This is a genomic window from Marivibrio halodurans (assembly GCF_017963645.1).
GTDB classification, from domain to species: domain Bacteria; phylum Pseudomonadota; class Alphaproteobacteria; order UBA8366; family Aestuariispiraceae; genus Marivibrio; species Marivibrio halodurans.
The window spans coordinates 127,595-146,529 of sequence record NZ_JAGMWN010000006.1; the positions used below are offsets into that span (position 1 = coordinate 127,595).

Genomic DNA, 18,935 nt, shown 5'->3' on the forward strand with positions numbered 1-18,935 from the left:
CAGTCCGGCGTTCAGCGTCCGCCGCGCGCCCTCTTGGGCGGCGGCGGATTACGCGTGCGGGACAGTTGCTGGAGCACGCCGTCGAGATAGCGCCCCTGGAACATGGAAATACCCATCTGCTGGCCGGTGCGGACCATCGCCTCGTTATCGCAGCGCGCCAGGATGACCCGGCCCCTGCCGCAACGTTCCACCTGGGCGGCGATATCCTCGCGTCGCTCCTGGTCGCCGCCGGCATCGAACACCGGGCTGGCATTCAGCTTGATAAGATCGACGCCGAGGCGCTGGCGGTCGACGAAGGGGATGAGATCGGCCGACACCCCGTCCAAGCAGACGCGATAGCCCTTCTCGCGCACGAAATCGCGCGCGAAGACATAGGCCTGATAGTCGGAGAGAATGTCGATCAACTGCAATTCGACCACCAGCGTGCCGCGCCCGCCCATGCGCAGGCTGTTGTCGAAATCCAGGAATTCCGGCGCCAGCAGCGTGCCGACATTGACGTTGATCGAGAAGGAGGAATGCAGCGAGCTGTCGTCCGCCCGGGCCAGCATCTTCAGCACCCGCCGATCCAATGTCTGGGTCAGATGCTGGAACAGCCATCGATTGGCCGCCAGATTGACCTCCGGCAGCACGGTGCGGGCGAGATCGATGATCGAAATGAAAAGCTCGTTGAAAATCGGCTTGGGCGGGCTCTTCTGCGCCACGGCGCAGACCGCCTGACGGCGGAAGACGGAGGAGAGGTCGGAGCGCTCCAGGAACTCCTCCAGCTTGGCGAGTTGCTGCGGGCTCAACGGCTTGCGGGCATCCTCGACCATGTCGCCGGTCTGCTCCGCCATCTTCTGAAGGCGCTTCTGACGCTGGCGCTCCTCCTCGAAGACGCGCTCGCACAGCTCCTGGAAGCGATGATACTGCCCCTCGATATTATAGAGTGTCGCGAAGCGGCCGTGCCCGTCCTCCCCGTCCGGGTCGGTCATGGTCAGCGGGTCCTCGCTGAACAGATATTTGAGGCGCATCACCGCCTCGTCCAACTGCGGCAACGTCGCGCCCTTGGTCACGAAAATGATGTCGTTGTTGCCGAGCAGGAAGATCTGCCCTTCATAGGCGGAGACGAACTCCTCGATCGTGTTGATCGCGATGCGGATATGGTGCTCGCGCCGGTTCTGCGGCTTCAAGCGGGATAGATGAACGTGAACGCCGCGACGCCCGTCCCGGTGACGGTCCAGCCGCTGAACATAGTCCAGCAGCAGATATTCCTGACTGGGCCGATTGCCTTCACGCGCCATGTCGTTCGCTTCCGCGCCCCGCCGGACGCCCCCATTGTCTGCACACAAGCGGTCCCGCGCCGGGTGCCTCCCGCCCGTCGAGCCTACCGGCTAATCCCCTGCCGGAAAAGCGATATGGCCAGCGCGATAATCCCTTGATAGCATGAATCGCATGACGGAAAGCGACAACGAACACCCAAGCGGCGCGCCGAACGCGGCCCCCCACGATCCATCCGATATCCGCGGCGCCATCGAGGCCGGACGGCGCCATCACGACATGGGGGGATTGAATGCCGGCCCGATCGACCGCGACCAGCACGGCCACGAGGCGTGGGAGCACAAGACGGACGCCATCCTGCGCCTGCTCGCCGCCAAGGAGCGCGGCCCCCTGGTCCGCGTCGACGAATTGCGCCGGGGGATCGAGGAAATGGGACCCGGTGTCTACGACACGCTGACCTATTACGAACGCTGGATCGGCTCGATCACCAATATCCTGGTCGAGAAGGGCGTGCTCACCGTCGACGAACTCGGCCGGCGGATCGAGGCCGTTCGCGCCCGGCACGCATCCTCCCCGGCCGACGGGCCGGAGGAGGGCACGCAATGACGGACTCGAGCGACGGCGCCTTCCCGCCCGGCGCGCGCGTACGCGTACGCCGGGCCCATCCGCCGGGCCATGTCCGCACGCCGCATTACTGCCGCGGCCATATCGGCGAGGTCGAGCGGCTGTGCGGCCATTTCCGCAATCCGGAGGAACTGGCCTATGGCCGCGCGGATCATGCGCCGCTGGCGCTCTACCGCGTGCGCTTCCGCCAACGCGACCTCTGGCCGGACTACGCCGGCGCGGTGGACGACAGCGTCGAGATCGAACTCTACGAACATTGGCTGGAGCCCGCGCGATGACCGGCGATAACGGCGCGACGTCAGAAAACCTCCCCGGTTCCGGCCATGAACACGGCCACCGACACCCCAATCAACCCGATCTGGAGGACGGGCCGCTCGGCTATTATCCCGCGATGGCGGATGCGGTAGCTGAGCTATTGATTGAAAAGGGAGTTTTCGGCGCGGACGACCTGCGCGCGACGATCGACTACATGGCCAGCCGCACGCCCGCGCTGGGCGCGCGGCTGGTGGCGCGGGCCTGGCGCGACCCGGATTTCAAGCGCGCGCTGGTCGCGGATTCGCGCGCGGCGGCCGAGACGCTGGATATCGACACCGGGCCGACGCCGTTGCTGGTGATGGAGAACACGGCGCATGTTCACAACGTGATCGTCTGCACGCTGTGCTCCTGCTACCCGGTTTTCCTGCTGGGCAAGTCGCCGGACTGGTACAAGAGCCGCAACTACCGCAGCCGCGTCGTGCGCGAGCCGCGCGCGGTGCTGGCCGAGTTCGGGACGCATATCGCGCCCGAGCGCGAAGTACGCGTACATGATTCGACCGCCGACATGCGCTACATGGTGCTGCCGATGCGCCCCGGGGGGACGGACGGCTGGTCGGAGGAGGCGCTGGCCGCGCTGATCACCCGCGACGCGCTGGTCGGCGTGTGCGAGGTGACGCGCTGAGGCGGCGGGCCGCCAGCCCCCTGCTTATCCGGCCTTGCATGGGCCCTTCCCCGCTAGTATAAGCCCGCGGTTCGCGCGACGGCTTGCCGTCCGCGGGCGTGAAGCGGCGCGCCCGGGCCCTTGGGTATGCCCGGCCGCCAGAGGACGCGGGAGACGGTCGAACCGGCCCCTCCCCCAACCGACCAGTTCAATGGAGTGTCGCGAAATGCCCAAGTTGAAGAACAAGAGCTCCGCCAAGAAGCGGTTCAAGATCACCGGCAAGGGCAAGGTCAGGTTCTACAGCGCCTATCTGCGCCACAACACCTCGACCCGGCCGAAGCAGATGAAGCGTCAGAACCGGGGAGGCCAGATCATGGCCGCCGGCGATGCGCGGCTGGTGAAGCGCAATTTCCTGCGCGCGTGATCGTAACGAACCTCTTCGAAAGCACAGGAGCATCCGACAATGGCACGTGTGAAGCGGGGCGTGACGACCCACGCCCGTCATAAGAAAGTCATCAAGAACGCGAAGGGCTATCGCGGGCGCCGGAAGAATACCTTCCGCGTCGCGAATCAGGCGGTCGAGAAGGCCGGCCAGTACGCCTATCGCGACCGACGCACCAAGAAGCGCGAGTTCCGCGCCCTTTGGATTCAGCGCATCAACGCCGCCGTGCGCGAGGCGAGCGAGAACCAGATGACCTACGCCCGATTTATGGACGGCATGCGCAAGGCCGGGATCGAACTCGACCGGAAAGTGCTGGCCGACATCGCGGTGCGTGAGCCGGAGGCCTTCAAGGCCCTGGTGAAGCAGGCGCAAGCCGCGCAGGCGTAAGTCAGTCGGCAAGGCCGCCGCCCCCCTCCCTCACGCTTGAGAAAGGGGGGATCGGCGACTTTCCCCGGGAATCGAGGACCGGCCGGTCCGCCCCGCCCTTCCGATACGGAGGGATGGGACGGGTCGTTGCCGGTCCTTCTCGTTTCCGCCCCACCCCTTTCCAAGCCGGGATTCACCGGGTAAACGACAGCCGGGACCGGAAACCGCCGCCGACAACCGTTCGGGAAGCGACATCATGAGCATCGATACGAGCCAACTGGCCGAGGATCTGATCCGGCGCGTCGAGGGGGCCGAGGATCTGCGGAGCCTCGACGACATCCGCGTCGAGGCGCTGGGCAAGAAGGGCCGCATCACCGCCGAGATGAAGCAACTCGGCCAACTCGACGCCGAGGCGCGCAAGGCCGCCGGCCAGGCGTTGAACCAGGTGAAGGAGCAGGTCGCCGGCGCGATCGAGCGGCGCAAGCGCGACCTGGAGACCGCCGCGCTCGACGCGCAGCTCGCCGCCGAGGCGGTCGATGTCTCCCTGCCCTCCCGGCCCGAACGCGCGGGCAAGCTGCACCCGATCAGCCAGACCATCGACGAGATCGTCGCCATCCTGGGCCAGATGGGCTTCGAGGTGGCGGAAGGTCCGGATATCGAGGACGACTACAAGAACTTCACCGCCCTCAACATCCCGCCGGAGCATCCGGCGCGCCAGATGCACGACACCTTCTATCTGGCCGACGAGGCGGGCGGGGTCGACATGACCACCGTCCTGCGCACGCATACGAGCCCGGTGCAGGTGCGCACGATGGAAAGCCGCGAGCCGCCGATCCGCGTGATCGCGCCGGGGCGCACCTATCGCTCCGACAGCGACATGACGCACACCCCGATGTTCCATCAGGTGGAGGCGCTGGTCATCGACAAGGTGACCCATTTCGGCCATCTGAAGGGCTGCCTGCAGGATTTCTGCAGCGCCTATTTCGAGGTGGAGGACGTGCCGCTGCGCTTCCGGCCGAGCTATTTCCCCTTCACCGAACCCTCGGCGGAGGTGGATATCGGCTGCTCGCGCAAGGATGGGGAGCTTCGGATCGGCGCCGGCGACGACTGGCTGGAGATCCTGGGCTGCGGCATGGTCCATCCCAAGGTGCTGGCGATGAGCGGCATCGACCCCGACGAATATCAGGGCTTCGCCTTCGGGATGGGGATCGAGCGGATCGCGATGCTGAAATACGGTATCCCGGACCTGCGCACCTTCTTCGACGCCGACCTACGCTGGCTCGACCATTACGGCTTCGCGCCGATGGAAGTTCCCACGCTGATCCGGGGGCTCAGCTGATGAAATTCACGCTTTCCTGGCTGAAGGAGCATCTGGAGACCGAGGCGTCGCTGGATGAGATCACCACCGCGCTCACCGATCTCGGCCTTGAGGTCGAGGGGGTGGAGAACCCGGCGGAGCAATTGGCCCCCTTCCTCATCGCCCATGTGACGGAGGCGAAGCCGCACCCGAACGCCGACCGGCTGCAGATCTGCATGGTCGACGCGGGCGACGGCAAGCCGGTGCAGGTGATTTGCGGCGCGCCGAATGCGCGCGCGGGCATGAAGGGCGTCTTTGCGCCGGCGGGGGCCTATGTCCCCGGCACGGACCTGCTGTTGAAGGCGGGCAAGATCCGGGGCGAGGAATCGAACGGGATGCTCTGCTCCGAACGGGAGATGGGGCTGTCCGAGGATCACGACGGCATCATCGACCTGCCGGCGGATGCGCCGGTCGGCGCCGGATTCGCGGCCTGGAAGGGCCTGGACGACCCGGTGATCGAGATCGCGATCACGCCCAACCGCGGCGATTGCCTGGGCGTCCACGGCATCGCCCGCGATCTGGCCGCGCGCGGCCTGGGGCGGTTGAAGCCCTTCGACGCGACGCCGGTTCCGGGCACCTATCCCGCGCCCATCGCCTGGGCGCGGGCGGCGGATATCGGGGACGACTGCCCCTATGTCGCCGGACGGCATTTCCGGGGGGTGCGGAACGGCCCGTCCCCGGACTGGCTGCAGAAGCGGTTGAAGGCTATCGGGCTGCGGCCGATCTCGGCGCTGGTCGATATCACCAATCTGGTGACGCACGATCTGGGCCGGCCGCTGCACGTCTTCGACGCCGCCAAGGTGAAGGGCGAGACCCTGACCATGGCCAAGGCCGAAGGGGGCGAGGAAATCCTGGCCCTGGACGGGCGGACCTACCGGCTTGAGGCCGGCATGACCGTCATCGTCGACGGCAACGGGCCGCAAGGCATCGGCGGTATCATGGGCGGGGAGTTGTCCGGCTGCACGGAGGAGACGACGAAGGTCTTCCTGGAAGCCGCGCTGTTCGATCCGACGCGGGTCGCGGAGACGGGGCGGAAGCTGGGCATCGATTCGGACGCGCGCTATCGCTTCGAGCGGGGGGTCGATCCGGCCTCCGTCGATTGGGCGGTGGAGGTGGCCGCGCGCCTGATCCTGGAACTCTGCGGCGGCGAGGCGTCGGAGATCACGCGCGACGGCGCGCAGCCGGACGTGACCCGCGAGATCACGCTGAACCCGGCCAAGCTGAAGAGCTTCGGCGGCGCCGACGTGCCGGGCGAGGAGGCCGCCGGCATCCTGGAGCGGCTGGGCTTCAAGACCCGCATCGCGGATGCGTCGATCACGGCCGTGCCCCCGACATGGCGCCCCGATATCGAGCATGAGCATTGCCTGATCGAGGAGGTGCTGCGCGTCCACGGCTTCGACGCCGTGCCGGCGGTCAGCCTGGTGCGCGCGGACGGCACCCTGCCGCAGCCGATCCTGACGCTGCTGCAGCGGCGCACCGGCTTCGCCAAGCGCACGCTGGCGACGCGCGGCATGCTGGAGGCCGTGACCTGGTCCTTCATGCCGCGCGCGGCGGCCGAACGCTTCGGCGGCGGCGACGCGGCCATGCAATTGGCCAATCCGATCAGCGCCGATCTCGACGCCATGCGGCCGTCGATCCTGCCGAACCTGCTGTCGGCGGCGCGGCGCAATATCGACCGCGGCCATGCCGATCCCGCGCTGTTCGAGGCCGGTCCCGCCTTCCGCGCGCGCGGCGAGGACGGCCAGGACCTCGTCGTCGCGGGCCTGCGCGCGGGCAAGACCGGGCCGCGCCATTGGGCGGAGGCCCCGCGCGATGTCGATGCCTTCGACGCCAAGGCGGATGTGGAGGCGGTGCTGGCGGCCTGCGGCGCGCCGGTCGATAAGCTTCAGGTCTCCACCGACGCGCCGGATTGGTACCATCCGGGGCGGTCGGGGTGCCTGCGTCTCGGCCCCAAGGTGTTGGCGCGCTTCGGGGAGGTGCATCCCGGCATCCTGCGCGATTACGAGATTCGCGGGCGCGTCGCGGCCTTCGAAATCTTCCTGGAGGCGATCCCGGAGCCCAAGGCCAAGAAGAGCACGGACAAGGCCGGGGCGAAGACGCGCCCACTGCTGAAGGCATCGACCCTGCAGCCGGTGACCCGCGATTTCGCCTTCCTGGTGGATGCGGACGTGCCCGCGGACAAGATCCTGCGCGCGGCCCTGGGCGCCGACAAGCAACTGGTCGCCGCCGCCGGGGTCTTCGACATCTATCAGGGCGCGGAGCTTGAGGGGCGGAAATCCGTCGCCATCTCCGTTACCCTGCAACCGGTCGAGAAGACATTGACCGACAAGGAGATCGAGGCCGTCGCGGCCCGGATCGTCGCCAATGTCGGGAAACAGACCGGCGCGAGTCTGCGCGCCTAGGGGCGGCTAGGGAACGGGGGCAGCCGGGGCATGGCGACGGAGCGCAAGCATTCCTACGCCATTCCCTGCGCCACCGCCTTCCGCGACCGGGTGCAGGCGCTGGCCGACCGGCGCGGGGTCAATGTCGGGGATATCGCGCGCTCCGTCATGTTGACGGTTCCGGGCGATATGATCGACGCCTATCCCGACCCGGGGGAGCCCGCGCGCGACGACCGGGAAACCGTTGTCCTGAAATCCGGCGCCCAGGCGGGTAAGCCCTGGCGGCGCAAGCCCCGGCTGCAGGTGCGCCTGCCGGCGGGCCAGAATGTCACGCGCCTGCGCAAGGCGCTGGCCATGGCGCTGGCGCTGGAGGCCGGGACGCTGCGCCTCGCGGTCGAGGATGCGCGCAAGCCCGCGCGCGCCGAGGTCGAGGCCCGGTCCCGCGACGAGGCCGACCGGCTGCGCGCCATGGTCCGCACGCTCGCCTTCGACGCGCTGCCGGGCGGGGTACGGACACGGGACGAGGCGCTCTTCGTCCTCGGCTTCCCCCCCGGTGCCCGGCCGGACGCGGACTTGATCAAGGCGCGCTACCGCATGCTGGCCGCCATCCTGCACCCGGACAGCGGCATCGGCGACAATGCCCGCATGGCGCAGTTGAACGAGGCTTGGGGCCTTCTTCGCAAGAAAGCATAAAAATTCCATATTGGCATATTTATGTTGTTACCAGCATGTCGGCGCGCTAGAACACCATCATGAGCCTGGCCCGCCGCATCGCCGACAGCCGCCGCGCCCGGGGCCTGACCCAGGCCGATCTGGCCGCGCGCCTGGACGTCGCGCAATCGACGCTGGCGCGCTGGGAATCCGGCCGGCGGGAGCCGTCGCGCGCCCAGGTACGCCGGCTGGCCCTGGCGCTGAAACTGGCGCCGGACTGGCTGGAAACCGGCGATACGGGACCGGCGCGGGCCGGTATCACGAGAACGAGGGAAGGACACGGCGCGATGAACGGCCCGGACGACCATAAACGCATGATCGAGCGCGTGATCGACCATCCGGTGATCGCCTTCCAGGGGGTGCCGGGGGCCTATTCGCACCTGGCCTGCACCCAGGCCTTCCCGGCCATGCAGGCCGTCCCCTGCACCAGTTTCGAGGACGCCTTCGCCGCCGTGGAGACGGGGGAGGCGGGCCTCGCCATGATCCCGATCGAGAATTCGCTGGGCGGGCGCGTGGCCGATGTCCACCATCTGCTGCCGGAGAACAACCTCTATATCGTGGGGGAGCATTTCCAGCCGGTGCATCACTGCCTGCTGGCGCCGAAGGGCGCGACACTGGACGGGCTGAAGACGGCGGCCAGCCATCCGCAAGCCCTGGCGCAGTGCCGCAAGACCCTGCGGGAGCTGCGTATCCAACCGGTGAAGATGGCCGATACCGCCGGCGCCGCCCAGGCAATCGCGGAAGAGGGCGACATTACCGCCGGGGCGGTGGCCTCCGAACTCGCCGCCGAGATTTACGGGCTGGAGATCCTGCGCCCGCGCATCGAGGACAAGATCGGCAATGTCACCCGCTTCGTCCTGATGGCGAAGCAGCGGATCGAACCCCCGCCCGGCGGCATGAAATGCGTCACCAGCTTCGTCTTCACCGTGCGCAGCGTGCCGGCGGCGCTCTATAAATCGCTCGGCGGTTTCGCCACCAACGGCGTCAACATGATCCGGCTGGAGAGCTACATCTCCGTCGCCGATTATTCGACCGCGCGCTTCTATGCCGAGATCGAGGGGCACCCCGGCGACAAGAATGTCGACCGCGCGCTGGAGGAGCTGGATTTCTACACCACCCGCGTGAAGCTGCTGGGCACCTATCCGCAGGCCGATTATCGCGGCGAATCCTGAGACGGAGCGGTACGGTCCGGGATGGTCCGTGACCGCCGCCCCTTGACCTCGCGCCACCCCTTCCCCTTCTTAACGCCGGACATGAACGGGGAGAGGGGATAGCCCGATGCAGCGCCTGCGCGCCCTTGTCGAATCGGAGCGGTTCCAGAACGCGATCATCGCGGTGATCGTGCTGAACGCCGTCGTCCTCGGCCTGGAGACCTCCGAGACCGTGATGAACGCGGCCGGTTGGCTCCTGAAACTGCTCGACCGGATCGCGGTGGCGGTCTTCGTGGTCGAGATCCTGCTGAAATTCGCGGTCTATCGCTGGCGCTTCTTCAAGTCCGCCTGGAATGTCTTCGATTTCGTCATCGTCGCCATAACCTTCATCCCCGCGGGCGAGGGGGTGACCGTGCTGCGCGCGCTGCGCATCCTCCGCGCGCTGCGGCTGATTTCCGTCGTGCCCTCGATGCGCCGGGTGGTGCATGCGCTGCTGCGCGCGATTCCGGGCATGGGCTCGGTCGTTACCTTGCTGGCGCTCGTCTTCTATGTCGCGGGCGTCATGGCGACGAAGCTGTTCGGCGCGGCCTTTCCGGAATGGTTCGGCACGATCGGCGCCTCGCTCTATTCGCTGTTCCAGATCATGACGCTGGAAAGCTGGTCGATGGGTATCGTCCGGCCGGTGATGGAGGTCTTTCCGCTGGCGTGGCTGTTCTTCGTCATCTTCATCCTGCTGACCACCTTCGCCGTGCTGAACCTGTTCATCGCGATCATCGTCGATTCCATGAGCCAGGAGCACGCGGCCGAGGAGGCGGCGACGCGCGGCGCGCTGGGCAGCGAGCACGACCAGATCATGCGCGAGTTGAAGGAAATCCGCGACGAATTAAGAGAATTGAAAGGAAAAGGCTGATAGAAAATCGCTTCTGGATAGTACTGCGCTAAATAGTTAGTTCTTTAGTTCCGGCATGCAAGTAAAGGGGGGATTTGCGACGCATGTACGACATGGATCGGTTGCTGTCGATCGAGCGTGTTTCTCGCACGGCCCTGTGGAAAATCTATCTATCCGCTCTTTCCATTCTTTTCATGACCATAGTGGCCTCGCACTTCCTGACCGAGACCATCGTGGCGAAAATGGATCGGGACGCCCGTGTTCTGCACCAGGTGGAGACGCAGCGTACGCTGATCGAGCGCGTCTCCGGCCGGGTGGAGGTGGCGGCGTTGCGCCGACAGGCCGATACGGGAAGCCTGAACGTCGTTCGCAGGGACATCGACCGTCTTGAAGCATTGCATCTCGAGGTGACGGCGGGGCCGGACCGGCTCGTCCTTTCCGAGGACACGGAATCGAATGCCAGGATCTGCGCACGGGCCTTCATCGCCGAATCACGGGCGCTCATCGCCGGAATCGAAGCGGGCGAGCCCATCGGTCCGGCGCGTCTGGCCGATTACGTGACCGCCACCCAAACCGACCTGCTGGGGGCCCTCGATCATGTCGCCCAGGCCTACAGGGACGACGCGGACAATCTTCTGATCATGCTCCGCTATCTGGATCTGGGGCTTCTCGGCGTGGCGCTCCTCGTCCTGCTGGGCGAGGTCCTGCTGATCTTCCGGCCGTTGACCCGGCGCCTCGACAAGGCGCAGACCGACCTCGCCAACCTGGCTCAGACCGACCCGCTCACCGGGTCCTGGAACCGGCGCGCCCTGATGCGCGGCGGAGACATGCTCTGGGCGTTGACCGAGCGTCAGGGCCAACCCTTCTGCGCGGTGATCGGCGATATCGACCATTTCAAGCGGGTCAACGACACCCATGGTCATGCCATCGGCGATCAAGTGATCCGTCATTTCGCGGAATCCTGCCTCGGATCGATCCGTGGTCATGATATTCTCGGCCGCTATGGGGGCGAGGAATTCGTGATCCTGCTGCCGAACACCACGATCGAGGCGGCGGCCCGGATCGCGGAACGAGTCCGGGAAACATTCGCGAGCACGCCGCTCACGATCCCGACGGGGGAGGGAACGGCGACGATCGAATCCACCGTCAGTTTCGGGGTCGCGCAGCGCATGGCGGGCGACGAGTCGCTTCATAGCCTGATCGAACGCGCGGATGGCGCGCTCTATGTCGCGAAGGAGACTGGACGGAACCGCGTCCAGCGCGCGCAGACGTCACCCGAGACCCCGCCCAGCAATTGACATCCGGAAAGGCTATCGACCCCGAACGGTTCACGGCAACGGGACAATCAACTAATAGTATATTTTTTAAATTATAAATACATTTTTCAAATGTGCTCACCAATCCGAAACTTAATGCGATTCTTTTCCAAGATATTTATAGTAAGGGGGAGACATTTGAAATAATCCACCCCGCCCTTGATTTGAACGCCGCGCATGAAGCCGATGCAGAATATCGATACCTTCTTATCGATCGACCGAATCTCGCGCCGGGCGCTCTGGCGTGTCTATCTCGTCGCGTTCTTAATTCTCTTCGCCGTGATCACCGGCTCGCACCTATTGGCCGAGGTCGCGGCGATGAAGCAGGAACAGCATGCGCGCATCATCAATCTCGCCGGGAAGCAGCGGATGCTCTCCCAACGGATCGCCGGACATATCGAGGTCGCGGCGCGCGCGCACACGCCGCGCCTTGCCGTCATCGGCGATATTCTATCCGACATCAATAAGATGGAGGACAGCCACCTCCGCTTGACCGGGCAAACGGCCGACACGGTCGACCCGACCTTGAGCGACCAGGTGCGCCGCCTCTATTTCACCGCCGAGCCCAGCGTAGACGACCGCGTGACCGGTTTCCTGGCGGAGGCACGCGATCTCATCGCGATGATCGGGTCGGGCGCACCGGTCGACCGGGACCGGCTGGCCGGCTTCGTCGGTTCGGCGCGGGGCCGGCTGCTCCATGCCCTTGATGGGGTGGTGAACCGCTATCAGGCGGATGCGGAGGCGCTGCTGAACCAACTCCGGCTCGTGAATATCGCGCTCTACATCGTCGCGCTGATGGTGTTGCTGGTCGAGCTACTCGTGGTGTTCCGGCCGCTGGCCAAGCGCCTCGACCGGGCGCAGTCGGATCTGGCGAACCTTGCCCAGACCGATCCGCTAACCGGGTCCTGGAACCGGCGGGCGCTGATGCAGGGGGGCGAGACGCTCTGGGCGCTCGGCCTGCGCAAGGACCGCCCCTTCAGCGTGGTGATCGCCGATATCGACCATTTCAAGCGGGTCAACGATACGCACGGCCACGCCACCGGCGACGCGGTCATCCGGTTCTTCGCGGAAACCTGCCTTGCCGCGATCCGGGATCATGACGTGCTCGGCCGCTACGGCGGGGAGGAATTCGTGATCCTTCTGCCGGATACGGCGATCGACGAGGCGGCCGCGGTGGCGGAGCGCCTGCGCGCGTCGCTCTCCGCCGCTCCGGCGGAGGTCGCGGACGGCGCGCGAACCGTCACGCTATCGATCACGGCCAGCCTGGGCGTCGCCTCGCGCACGGCGCGCGAACACACCCTTCACGCCCTGATCGAGCGCGCGGACGAGGCCCTCTATGCCGCCAAGTCAGGTGGCCGCGATCGGGTACGCCGCGCGGAAGCCGCTTAACTTTCGGGGAACCTGACGGAACAGGCGTTAGTCGCCCGATCCGCCCGGGACGCTGAAGCGGGCATCCAGATCCTGCTCGAACCGTTTCAAATCGTCCGGGATGGGAAGCCCCTCCGCCCGCATGGTGTCGAGGATGGTCTTCAGGCGCATCATGACCTCGTGCAGGTCGCCTTGCTCGCCCTCCATCTCGTTCATCAGCAACGAGATTTCGGCTTTGTATTCATCGAAGGACATGGCCCCGGCGCTCCCGATCCGTGCCCTCCGCACGCCCGGAACCTTGGCCCGCGCGCCCTTTGGGCGTTTACTTCCTCCCCTCCCTTACAATATGAGGGGCGCGACGACAGGCACAAGAGACGGGCGCGCGCCCGAAACGGGACCACCCCGAACCGATAGGGCCCGAGTCCGGGAGGACCGACAGGATGACCGACCCGCGACCCGCATATGGCGCGGCAGAGCTGGGCGATTTCATGCCGGGCGGCGCGATGGCGCCGGCGCCGGACGAACGCGTCGACGTGACCGGCCTGTCGATCGCGGCGCTGAGCGATCTTTTCGCCGCGATGGGCGAGCCTGCCTTCCGCGCCAAGCAGCTCTATAAATGGATCTATGTGCGCGGCGCGCGCGACTTCGCCGAGATGACGGACCTCTCCAAGACCCTGCGGGCGAAGCTGGAGGACGGTTTCCGTGTCGGACGGCCGGGGGTGAGCGCCCATCAGCGCTCCACCGACGGAACGGAGAAATGGCTGTTCCGCTATGCCGACGGGAATGAGGCGGAGACCGTCTTCATCCCGGACGACGAACGCGGGACGCTCTGCGTCTCCAGTCAGGTGGGCTGCTCGCTGACCTGCAGCTTCTGCCATACCGGCACGCAGCGCCTGGTGCGCAACCTGACGCCCGGCGACATCGTCGGCCAGTTCATGAAGGCACGCGACGATCTGGGCGATTGGGAACGCTCGGACGCGGGGCGCCGGCTGACCAACATCGTCTTCATGGGCATGGGGGAGCCACTCTATAACACCGACAACGTCATCGCGGCGCTGCGCCTGCTGGGCGACGGCAATGGCCTGGGCATGGGGCGGCGGCGCATCACGCTTTCCACCTCCGGCGTGGTGCCGGAATTGCGCCGGATCGGCGAGGCGCTGGCCCCGCAGCTCGCGATCTCGCTGCATGCCGTCACGGACGAATTGCGGAACGAGCTGGTGCCGATCAACCGCAAATATCCGATCGCGGAGCTGATGCGGGCGGTGCGCGATTATCCGACCCTGAAGAACGCCCAGCGCGTCACCTGGGAATATGTCATGCTGGACGGGGTCAATGATTCCGACGCCGACGCCCGCGCGCTGGTCCGGCTGATCGAGGGCATTCCCTCCAAGATCAACCTGATCCCGTTCAATCCCTGGCCGGGCTCGGCCTATGAACGCTCCAGCGACGAGCGCATCCGCCGTTTCTCCCGGATCATCATGGATGCGGGCTATGCCAGCCCCGTGCGCACGCCGCGCGGGCAGGATATCCTCGCCGCCTGCGGGCAGCTCAAGAGCGAGAGCCAGCGCGTCGGCAAGCGCGAGCGTCTGGCCATGGAAGCCATGCGCCAGGAGAAGGAAGCCGCCGCAGGACTTTAGGCGACTTCAGCCCGAGGAAGGCGGCGCGCTGCCCACGCGCGGGATGCGCCGCTTATAGCGTTCCGACATCCAGATGCCGCTCAACACCAAGACCAGGGCCGCCGCCTGGAAGATCGCGAAGGCCTCGTCCAGCACGAAGACCGCCAGGATCGAGGCGAAGATCGGCACCAGATTGGCGAAGACACCCGCCCGCCCCGGCCCCAGGATATCGACCCCCTGAATGAAGGTGATCTGGGCTAGGAAGCTGGGGAAAAGCGTCACCAATACGATCACGATCCCGCCCTGAATATCGGGTAATTGGGATCGGCCGAGCCAGGCCTCCGTCGCCAGGAAGGGCAGCGAGGCCAGGAAGGCGGCCACCGCCATTACCGCGAACAGGCTGAGCGGCGGCACGTTCGGCCGCCGGCGCAGCCCCACCGCATAGGCGGCATAGAGCGCGCAGGCCAGCAGCATCAGGAAATCGCCGTCATTGACGGCGAGCGACCGCACCCGCTCCCAACTGCCGCCCGTCGTGACGGTCACGACACCCAGCGCGGTGATCAGCACCCCCAGAAGCTGCAACGGCGTGATCCGGTCGCGATAGGCGAGATAGGCTCCCATCAGCACGAAGATCGGAATCGACCCCTGCAGGATGCCGATATTGATCGCGGTGGTTGAATGGGCGGCGATATAGAAAAGCGTGTTGAAGCAGGTGAAGCCGATCGCCCCCATCGCGCCCAGGAACGGCAGATGGCGTTTCAGCACCGGCCAGTCGCGCCGCAGATCGCGGGACAGGAACAGCGCGAGCAGGATCACCACGCCGGCCCAGCGCGCGGTGACCAGTACCATCGGCGAGACATGACCGACCGCGAGCTTACCCAGCACCGCGTTCATGCCCCAGCACATCGTGGTCGCGGTCAGAAGGGCGTAGGCCTTCCAGGCCCCGCCCGCGCTCAATCCGGACGCGCCGGACATCGCCTTCTCCTCGTTCCGGAAATCGCGGACAAGAAACAGCGCGGATAGAAGCCGCGCGCCCGCGATGTTGAAAAATCCGTCAGTCCGGCCGGATGATGGTCCCGGAGCCGTGCTCGGTAAAGAGTTCGAGCAGGATGACATGAGCGAGCCGCCCGTCGAGAATGACGGCCGCCTCCGCGCCCTGTCGCACGGCGTCGACGCAGGTCTGCACCTTCGGGATCATGCCGCCGGAGATGATGCCGCGCGCCTGCAGCGTCTCCGCCTCGGAGACGGTCATCTCCCGGATCAGCTCGCCGTCCTTGTCGAGCACGCCCGGCACGTCGGTCAGCAGCAGAAGGCGCCGCGCGCCCGTTCCGCCCGCGATCGCGCCGGCGGCGGTATCGGCGTTGATGTTATAGGTCTCGCCCGCCGCGCCGAGGCCGATCGGCGCGATCACCGGGATCAGGTTGGTGTCCTTGATGGTGTCGAGGATGGTGGGGTCGATCTCCTCCGGCTCGCCGACGAAGCCGAGATCCAGCACCTTCTCGATATTGGATTCCGGGTCCTTGATCGTGCGCGTCAGCTTGCGCGCGCGGATCAGCGCGCCGTCCTTGCCGGAAAGCCCGATGCCGTAGCCGCCCGCCTCCTGGAGCGAGGCGACGATCTGCTTGTTGATCCGGCCGGAGAGGACCATCTCCACGATATCGACCGTCTCCGCGTCGGTGACGCGCAACCCGTCGATGAATTCGCTCTCCTTCGCCATGCGCGTCAGCATCTCGCCGATCTGCGGACCGCCGCCATGGACGACGATCGGATTGACGCCGACCTGCTTCAGCAGCACCACGTCGCGCGCGAAGAGCTGGGCGAGCGCGGCATCGCCCATCGCGTGCCCGCCATATTTGATGATCAGCGTCTTGCCGGTATAGCGGCGCATGAAGGGCAGGGCCTCGGTCAGGATGCCCGCCTGCGCCAGCCATTCGACCCGCCGCCTGGCCTTATCGACTGTCATGTTCGGAGTTTCCCCACGGAAAAGTTCTTGTTCTGCGCGACTTCCGCACGACCGGCACATGGTCTAGCCCAGACGCGGAACTTTTTCCAGCCGCCCCGTCCGCCCCCCCCTCACCAGCCGGGTGGGACGACGCGGAGCCTTCGCGCGCCTCAGATCATGAAGTCGAACTGGGTCTGCGACTGGCTCTTGATCCCGGCCTTCTGGGCGGCGACGCACAGATGCTCGATCGTCGTCTCGGACAGGCGGCCCATGGCGTAATCCTCGATCTCCTGCCAGATCGGGCGCAGCACCACATGGCCGAGGTCGGAGCCGGCCGGATCGGTCAGCGGATCGCGCCCGCCCTCCATCTCGGCCACGACATGGGCGATATCGGCGATGGTGATGCGACGGCGCTCCCGCGCGAGGCGGTAGCCGCCGCGCGGGCCCCGCACGCCGCGCAGGATACCCGCATGGACGAGGCCCTGCAGCACCTGTTCCAGATAACGGCGGGGAATGCCCTGACGCTCGGCGATCTCCTTCGACTGCACCGGCTGGTCGGAGGCGTGATAGGCGATGTCGAGCACCGCCTCGATCGCGAACATCAGTTTCTTCGTCAGCCGCATCGCCTGTTCCCCCGCCCTGGGTGTCCGCGCCGTTCACTCATTGTCCGGTCGAGCCGAAGCCGCCCGCGCCGCGCGCCGTCTCATCGAGATCGCCGGTCTCCTCCCAGGCGATTTGCGTCACCGGCGCGACCACCATCTGGGCGATCCGCATGCCGCGCGTGATCTCGAACGCCTCCTGCCCCAGATTGACCAGGATCACCTTCACCTCGCCGCGGTAATCGCTGTCCACCGTGCCGGGGGTGTTGAGGACCGTCACCCCGTGCTTCGCGGCGAGACCGGAACGCGGGCGCACCTGCGCCTCGTAGCCGGGCGGCAGGGCGAGACGCAGCCCCGTCGGCACCATGGCGCGCCGGCCGGGGGCGATCGTCAGCGGCGCCGCGACAGCGGCGAGGAGATCGCAACCCGCCGCCTCCACGCTGCCATAGGCCGGCAGGTCGAGATCGCGGCCGTGCGCCAACCGCTCCACCCGAACCGGTACGCGGGCGATTCGACTTTCACGCGCCTCGGTCATTCCGCCGCCCCCCGTTCCCCTGCCGCGCCCAGATGGGCGGCGATACGCCGGGCCAGTTCGTCCGCGACCGCGCGCTTGCTGCCGGTGGGCCAGGCCTCGGCCCCCGCCTCGGTGATGAAATGCACGCTGTTCTCCGCCCCGCCGAAGGTGCCCGTCCCCTCCGACACGTCATTGCCCAGAATCCAGTCGCAGCCCTTGCGCGCGCGCTTGGCGGTTCCACGCGCGACCACATCCCCCGTTTCGGCCGCGAATCCAACCACCAGTTGCGGCCGCCCCGGGCCGGGTTGCCCCAGGGTCTTCAGGATATCGGGGTTCTCCGCCAGGGCCAGGGTGGGGGGTGCCGCGCCCTCCTCCTTCTTGATCTTCTCGCCGGTCCGGGCCGCCACCTTCCAGTCCGCGACGGCGGCCGCGCAGACCGCCACATCGACCGGCAGGGCGGAACGGCAGGCGCTCAACATCTCCTCCGCGCTTTCGATATGGACGGTGGTCACGCCCGCCGGATCGGGCAGGCGCGTCGGGCCCGAGACCAGGGTCACCCGCGCGCCCAAGGCCGCCAGCGCCTCCGCGATGGCATGGCCCTGCCGGCCGGAGGACCGGTTCGCGATATAGCGCACGGGATCGATCGGCTCATGCGTCGGGCCGCTCGTCACCAAGGCGGACCGCCCGGCCAGCACGGATTGTTTCGTATCCGTGCCGTCCGTGTCGTGACCGAGACGCCGCAGGATCGCGGCGGCGAGGCGGTCCGGCTCGACCAGCCGGCCATAGCCGTATTCGCCGCAAGCCATCGGCCCTTCCTCCGGACCGATGACGGAGATGCCGCGCCGGATCAGGGTGGCGAGATTCTCCTGCGTGGCGGCATGTTCCCACATCCGGACATTCATCGCGGGCGCCACCAGCACCGGCTTGTCGGTCGCCAGCAGGAGGGTCGTCGCGAGGTCGTCGCATAACCCCGCCGTCATCTTCGCCAGGATGTCTGCGCTGGCCGGCGCGACCACGACGAGGTCGGCCTGACGGGACAGTTCGATATGCCCCATCTCCGATTCATCGGTCAGCGAGAACAGATCCTGATAGACCTTGTCCTCGCTCAATGCGTGTAGGGAGAGGGGGGTGACGAATTGCGCCCCGCCGGCGGTCAGCACGCACCGGACGGCCACGCCCCGGCGGCGCAGATGCCGAATCGTCTCCAGAACCTTATAGGCGGCGATCCCGCCCGAGACGATCAGCAGGATGCGGCGCGGCTCGCTCGCGGTATCGCTCATCTCGCACCCCTTGGGGCCGGGACCCGCGTGGCCCCGGTGTATTCACGGTCCCCCTATGTAAATAGAATCGCAAAGCGGGACAAGCCGCGCGACTCCTTATGGAATCCGGGCCGAAGGCGGCGAGCGGGCGGTCGATTGAATCCGATGCCGAAATGGTTAACGGAAGATTAAGCCGGATTCTACTTCAAATGTAGTTTAGAGCCGGT

20 protein-coding genes are annotated in these 18,935 nt (G+C 66.6%); 13 read left to right on the forward strand and 7 right to left on the reverse strand.

The window, feature by feature from the left end:
* Nucleotides 1-11: 11 nt before the first annotated feature.
* Nucleotides 12-1,280: an EAL domain-containing protein gene (locus KAJ83_RS13505; protein ID WP_246484560.1), complete on the reverse strand. Its 1,269-nt coding sequence runs from the start codon at nucleotides 1,278-1,280 to the stop codon at nucleotides 12-14.
* 151 nt (nucleotides 1,281-1,431) lie between these two features.
* On the opposite strand from KAJ83_RS13505, the gene KAJ83_RS19545 reads away from it, so the two are divergent.
* The 12 genes from KAJ83_RS19545 (at nucleotide 1,432) to KAJ83_RS13565 (ending at nucleotide 12,799) form a co-directional block, all read left to right on the forward strand.
* Nucleotides 1,432-1,863, forward strand: a complete 432-nt coding sequence (locus KAJ83_RS19545; RefSeq protein ID WP_210682611.1) for an SH3-like domain-containing protein — start codon at nucleotides 1,432-1,434, stop codon at nucleotides 1,861-1,863.
* Nucleotides 1,860-2,159: an SH3-like domain-containing protein gene (locus tag KAJ83_RS19550; RefSeq protein WP_210682612.1), complete on the forward strand. Its 300-nt coding sequence runs from the start codon at nucleotides 1,860-1,862 to the stop codon at nucleotides 2,157-2,159. The genes KAJ83_RS19545 and KAJ83_RS19550 overlap by 4 nt, the downstream gene beginning before the upstream one ends.
* Nucleotides 2,156-2,818 carry a nitrile hydratase subunit alpha gene (locus KAJ83_RS13520; RefSeq protein ID WP_210682613.1) on the forward strand — a complete coding sequence of 221 codons (663 nt, stop codon included), beginning with the start codon at nucleotides 2,156-2,158 and terminating at the stop codon, nucleotides 2,816-2,818. Before KAJ83_RS19550 ends, KAJ83_RS13520 begins: the two co-directional genes overlap by 4 nt.
* A 205-nt stretch (nucleotides 2,819-3,023) precedes the next feature.
* Complete coding sequence (rpmI, locus tag KAJ83_RS13525; RefSeq protein ID WP_210682614.1) at nucleotides 3,024-3,221, forward strand: 50S ribosomal protein L35; 198 nt, start codon at nucleotides 3,024-3,026, stop codon at nucleotides 3,219-3,221.
* Between the two features lie 39 nt (nucleotides 3,222-3,260).
* Nucleotides 3,261-3,626 carry a 50S ribosomal protein L20 gene (gene rplT, locus KAJ83_RS13530; RefSeq protein WP_210682615.1) on the forward strand — a complete coding sequence of 122 codons (366 nt, stop codon included), beginning with the start codon at nucleotides 3,261-3,263 and terminating at the stop codon, nucleotides 3,624-3,626.
* Between the two features lie 235 nt (nucleotides 3,627-3,861).
* Complete coding sequence (gene pheS, locus KAJ83_RS13535; RefSeq protein ID WP_210682616.1) at nucleotides 3,862-4,944, forward strand: phenylalanine--tRNA ligase subunit alpha; 1,083 nt, start codon at nucleotides 3,862-3,864, stop codon at nucleotides 4,942-4,944.
* Complete coding sequence (pheT, locus tag KAJ83_RS13540) at nucleotides 4,944-7,364, forward strand: phenylalanine--tRNA ligase subunit beta (protein ID WP_210682617.1); 2,421 nt, start codon at nucleotides 4,944-4,946, stop codon at nucleotides 7,362-7,364. Before pheS ends, pheT begins: the two co-directional genes overlap by 1 nt.
* A gap of 30 nt (nucleotides 7,365-7,394) precedes the next feature.
* Nucleotides 7,395-8,036, forward strand: a complete 642-nt coding sequence (locus KAJ83_RS13545; protein ID WP_210682618.1) for a J domain-containing protein — start codon at nucleotides 7,395-7,397, stop codon at nucleotides 8,034-8,036.
* Between the two features lie 59 nt (nucleotides 8,037-8,095).
* Nucleotides 8,096-9,226, forward strand: coding sequence for a prephenate dehydratase (locus tag KAJ83_RS13550; RefSeq protein ID WP_210682619.1), 1,131 nt, complete (start codon nucleotides 8,096-8,098; stop codon nucleotides 9,224-9,226).
* A gap of 106 nt (nucleotides 9,227-9,332) precedes the next feature.
* Entirely contained in the window at nucleotides 9,333-10,115 is a 783-nt protein-coding gene (locus KAJ83_RS13555) for an ion transporter (RefSeq protein ID WP_210682620.1), read from the forward strand.
* 83 nt (nucleotides 10,116-10,198) lie between these two features.
* Nucleotides 10,199-11,392, forward strand: a complete 1,194-nt coding sequence (locus KAJ83_RS13560) for a GGDEF domain-containing protein (RefSeq protein WP_210682621.1) — start codon at nucleotides 10,199-10,201, stop codon at nucleotides 11,390-11,392.
* 195 nt (nucleotides 11,393-11,587) lie between these two features.
* On the forward strand, nucleotides 11,588-12,799 hold the full coding sequence (locus KAJ83_RS13565; RefSeq protein WP_210682622.1) for a GGDEF domain-containing protein: 1,212 nt from the start codon (nucleotides 11,588-11,590) through the stop codon (nucleotides 12,797-12,799).
* A gap of 27 nt (nucleotides 12,800-12,826) precedes the next feature.
* On the opposite strand, the gene KAJ83_RS13570 is transcribed toward KAJ83_RS13565, so the two are convergent.
* Nucleotides 12,827-13,033, reverse strand: coding sequence for a hypothetical protein (locus KAJ83_RS13570; protein WP_210682623.1), 207 nt, complete (start codon nucleotides 13,031-13,033; stop codon nucleotides 12,827-12,829).
* A gap of 233 nt (nucleotides 13,034-13,266) precedes the next feature.
* Between KAJ83_RS13570 and rlmN the strand changes: the two genes are divergently transcribed.
* The gene (rlmN, locus tag KAJ83_RS13575; RefSeq protein ID WP_246484608.1) at nucleotides 13,267-14,415 is read left to right on the forward strand and encodes a dual-specificity RNA methyltransferase RlmN; all 1,149 of its coding nucleotides are present in this window, start codon (nucleotides 13,267-13,269) and stop codon (nucleotides 14,413-14,415) included.
* A 6-nt stretch (nucleotides 14,416-14,421) separates the two neighbouring features.
* On the opposite strand, the gene KAJ83_RS13580 is transcribed toward rlmN, so the two are convergent.
* The 5 genes from KAJ83_RS13580 to coaBC form a co-directional block, all read right to left on the reverse strand.
* A complete protein-coding gene (locus KAJ83_RS13580; RefSeq protein ID WP_210682625.1) occupies nucleotides 14,422-15,369 on the reverse strand; it encodes a DMT family transporter in 948 nt (315 codons plus the stop codon).
* Nucleotides 15,370-15,448: 79 nt separating this feature from the next.
* A complete protein-coding gene (argB, locus tag KAJ83_RS13585) occupies nucleotides 15,449-16,357 on the reverse strand; it encodes an acetylglutamate kinase (protein ID WP_210682626.1) in 909 nt (302 codons plus the stop codon).
* A gap of 149 nt (nucleotides 16,358-16,506) precedes the next feature.
* Nucleotides 16,507-16,959: an RrF2 family transcriptional regulator gene (locus KAJ83_RS13590; RefSeq protein WP_210682627.1), complete on the reverse strand. Its 453-nt coding sequence runs from the start codon at nucleotides 16,957-16,959 to the stop codon at nucleotides 16,507-16,509.
* A 37-nt stretch (nucleotides 16,960-16,996) separates the two neighbouring features.
* Nucleotides 16,997-17,470, reverse strand: a complete 474-nt coding sequence (dut, locus tag KAJ83_RS13595) for a dUTP diphosphatase (protein ID WP_210682628.1) — start codon at nucleotides 17,468-17,470, stop codon at nucleotides 16,997-16,999.
* Nucleotides 17,467-18,729 (reverse strand): bifunctional phosphopantothenoylcysteine decarboxylase/phosphopantothenate--cysteine ligase CoaBC, encoded by a 1,263-nt coding sequence (gene coaBC, locus KAJ83_RS13600; protein ID WP_210682629.1) that lies wholly within the window; start codon nucleotides 18,727-18,729, stop codon nucleotides 17,467-17,469. The genes dut and coaBC overlap by 4 nt, the downstream gene beginning before the upstream one ends.
* Nucleotides 18,730-18,935 lie beyond the last annotated feature (206 nt).

What these genes read in the sequence shown, in the direction of transcription:
- KAJ83_RS13505 (WP_246484560.1), bottom strand. Translation starts at nt 1,280, where the DNA reads ATGGCGCGTGAAGGCAATCGGCCCAGTCAGGAATATCTGCTGCTGGAC.
- KAJ83_RS19545 (WP_210682611.1), top strand. Translation starts at nt 1,432, where the DNA reads ATGACGGAAAGCGACAACGAACACCCAAGCGGCGCGCCGAACGCGGCC.
- KAJ83_RS19550 (WP_210682612.1), top strand. Translation starts at nt 1,860, where the DNA reads ATGACGGACTCGAGCGACGGCGCCTTCCCGCCCGGCGCGCGCGTACGC.
- KAJ83_RS13520 (WP_210682613.1), top strand. Translation starts at nt 2,156, where the DNA reads ATGACCGGCGATAACGGCGCGACGTCAGAAAACCTCCCCGGTTCCGGC.
- rpmI (WP_210682614.1), top strand. Translation starts at nt 3,024, where the DNA reads ATGCCCAAGTTGAAGAACAAGAGCTCCGCCAAGAAGCGGTTCAAGATC.
- rplT (WP_210682615.1), top strand. Translation starts at nt 3,261, where the DNA reads ATGGCACGTGTGAAGCGGGGCGTGACGACCCACGCCCGTCATAAGAAA.
- pheS (WP_210682616.1), top strand. Translation starts at nt 3,862, where the DNA reads ATGAGCATCGATACGAGCCAACTGGCCGAGGATCTGATCCGGCGCGTC.
- pheT (WP_210682617.1), top strand. Translation starts at nt 4,944, where the DNA reads ATGAAATTCACGCTTTCCTGGCTGAAGGAGCATCTGGAGACCGAGGCG.
- KAJ83_RS13545 (WP_210682618.1), top strand. Translation starts at nt 7,395, where the DNA reads ATGGCGACGGAGCGCAAGCATTCCTACGCCATTCCCTGCGCCACCGCC.
- KAJ83_RS13550 (WP_210682619.1), top strand. Translation starts at nt 8,096, where the DNA reads ATGAGCCTGGCCCGCCGCATCGCCGACAGCCGCCGCGCCCGGGGCCTG.
- KAJ83_RS13555 (WP_210682620.1), top strand. Translation starts at nt 9,333, where the DNA reads ATGCAGCGCCTGCGCGCCCTTGTCGAATCGGAGCGGTTCCAGAACGCG.
- KAJ83_RS13560 (WP_210682621.1), top strand. Translation starts at nt 10,199, where the DNA reads ATGTACGACATGGATCGGTTGCTGTCGATCGAGCGTGTTTCTCGCACG.
- KAJ83_RS13565 (WP_210682622.1), top strand. Translation starts at nt 11,588, where the DNA reads ATGAAGCCGATGCAGAATATCGATACCTTCTTATCGATCGACCGAATC.
- KAJ83_RS13570 (WP_210682623.1), bottom strand. Translation starts at nt 13,033, where the DNA reads ATGTCCTTCGATGAATACAAAGCCGAAATCTCGTTGCTGATGAACGAG.
- rlmN (WP_246484608.1), top strand. Translation starts at nt 13,267, where the DNA reads ATGCCGGGCGGCGCGATGGCGCCGGCGCCGGACGAACGCGTCGACGTG.
- KAJ83_RS13580 (WP_210682625.1), bottom strand. Translation starts at nt 15,369, where the DNA reads ATGTCCGGCGCGTCCGGATTGAGCGCGGGCGGGGCCTGGAAGGCCTAC.
- argB (WP_210682626.1), bottom strand. Translation starts at nt 16,357, where the DNA reads ATGACAGTCGATAAGGCCAGGCGGCGGGTCGAATGGCTGGCGCAGGCG.
- KAJ83_RS13590 (WP_210682627.1), bottom strand. Translation starts at nt 16,959, where the DNA reads ATGCGGCTGACGAAGAAACTGATGTTCGCGATCGAGGCGGTGCTCGAC.
- dut (WP_210682628.1), bottom strand. Translation starts at nt 17,470, where the DNA reads ATGACCGAGGCGCGTGAAAGTCGAATCGCCCGCGTACCGGTTCGGGTG.
- coaBC (WP_210682629.1), bottom strand. Translation starts at nt 18,729, where the DNA reads ATGAGCGATACCGCGAGCGAGCCGCGCCGCATCCTGCTGATCGTCTCG.